This is a genomic window from Methanocalculus sp. (assembly GCF_029762515.1).
In the GTDB taxonomy this organism is placed as follows: domain Archaea; phylum Halobacteriota; class Methanomicrobia; order Methanomicrobiales; family Methanocorpusculaceae; genus Methanocalculus.
The window spans coordinates 1-1,349 of record NZ_JARVGN010000515.1; the positions used below are offsets into that span (position 1 = coordinate 1).

General features: G+C 56.6%; 2 protein-coding genes and 1 pseudogene. 1 reads left to right on the forward strand and 2 read right to left on the reverse strand.

Going from position 1 to position 1,349, the window contains the following annotated elements; translation table 11 throughout:
- A pseudogene (locus QCH34_RS12740) lies at window positions 1-285 on the forward strand (phosphohydrolase); the annotation flags it as partial.
- Window positions 286-459: 174 nt separating this feature from the next.
- Here the strand turns inward: QCH34_RS12740 and QCH34_RS12745 are convergent.
- Together QCH34_RS12745 and hisD are read right to left on the reverse strand one after the other, a co-directional pair.
- Window positions 460-618 carry a type II toxin-antitoxin system HicB family antitoxin gene (locus QCH34_RS12745; protein ID WP_300334682.1) on the reverse strand — a complete coding sequence of 53 codons (159 nt, stop codon included), beginning with the start codon at window positions 616-618 and terminating at the stop codon, window positions 460-462.
- Window positions 619-648: 30 nt separating this feature from the next.
- Window positions 649-1,349 (reverse strand): histidinol dehydrogenase (hisD, locus tag QCH34_RS12750; protein ID WP_300334683.1); only part of this gene is annotated, 701 nt, incomplete at its 5' end.

Below are 1,349 nucleotides of genomic sequence, written 5' to 3' on the forward strand. Positions count from 1 at the left end.
CCCGAATACGATCTGATCGGCCACATCCCGCTTGGGATCACCTTTCTCACGAGGTTTAAGGACTACCTCGATGATGCAACCTACCTCCACCTCCTCCATATCGTCCAGTCACATCACGGAGAATACGGCGAGGTCATGCCACGGACATCTGAAGCCTGGGCAGTCCACCTCGCCGATCTCGCCAGCGCCACCCTCAGGGAGGTCGCAGACGATGTAGCAGGGCTTGAACCCGGAGAGGGGAAGTGGAAGGGAGAAAAGAGCGGAAAAGCGGTGTATAGGATATAGAGATGTTTTTGTGTCAATGACTGAAGAGGAACGGCGTGAGAGGAGAGAGGCAGCGAATCTCGCGCGAATACTTATTCCGGCTGAAAATGACGTAAAGAGCAGACGTACACACCCGGCCGGTGATTTTATTCGTACGTTCAAACGTGAAAAGCAGATATCAGGTTGAGATCACGTTCACAACCCAAATGATTCAATATGGAACTGTATGGCTGAGCGTATCTCAGCAAGTACCTCTTCATAGGTATCACCTTCAGCGACAACAACTCCGTTTAAGCCGATTGGATAGGCAATATAGCCATTGGGATCTTCTTCAACAATGATTTTGTATGGCATTCTGCTTCTCCATACCACCAGACAAGAGAACTACCCCCGCCGCCTCACCCGTACCGACTCTGCATGCCCATAAAGCCCTTCGGCTTCGGCGAGCGCTTCCACCACATCGCCGATCGCCGCAAGCCCCTCTTCGGTCAGGATCTGGACCTGGCTGCGGGTGCAGAAGTGGTGGACATCAAGCCCCGAGTGAACCCTCGCATACCCTGCTGTGGGGAGGACGTGGTTTGTGCCTGATGCATAATCCCCGCAGGCAACCGGCGTCCAGGGTCCGACAAAGATCGAGCCGGCATGCCCGACCTCATTCAGGAGTGCCATCGGGTCGGCCACCTGGAGCGAGAGGTGCTCAGGCGCAATCTCATTCATCATCCGGACCGCTTCATTCCGGGAGGATGCGATCACATACCCGGACTGCGTGAGGGCTTCTTCGATGATCTCCCGCCTCGGGGAAGATGCAACCATCCGTGCAATCTCCTCACCGACACGCCCGGCGAGCCCCGCATCAGTCGTCACCAGCACACTTGCCGAGTGGGGGTCGTGCTCTGCCTGGGCGATGACATCGGCTGCGATATAGGAGGGATCAGCGGTCATATCGGCGATGATCCCGATCTCAGACGGGCCTGCCGGGAAATCAATCTCCGCGGAATCGCGGAGGAGCATCTTCGCCGCAGTCACATAGACGTTTCCGGGCCCGACGATCTTATCGACCGGCCGGATCGTCTCGGTCCCGAGTG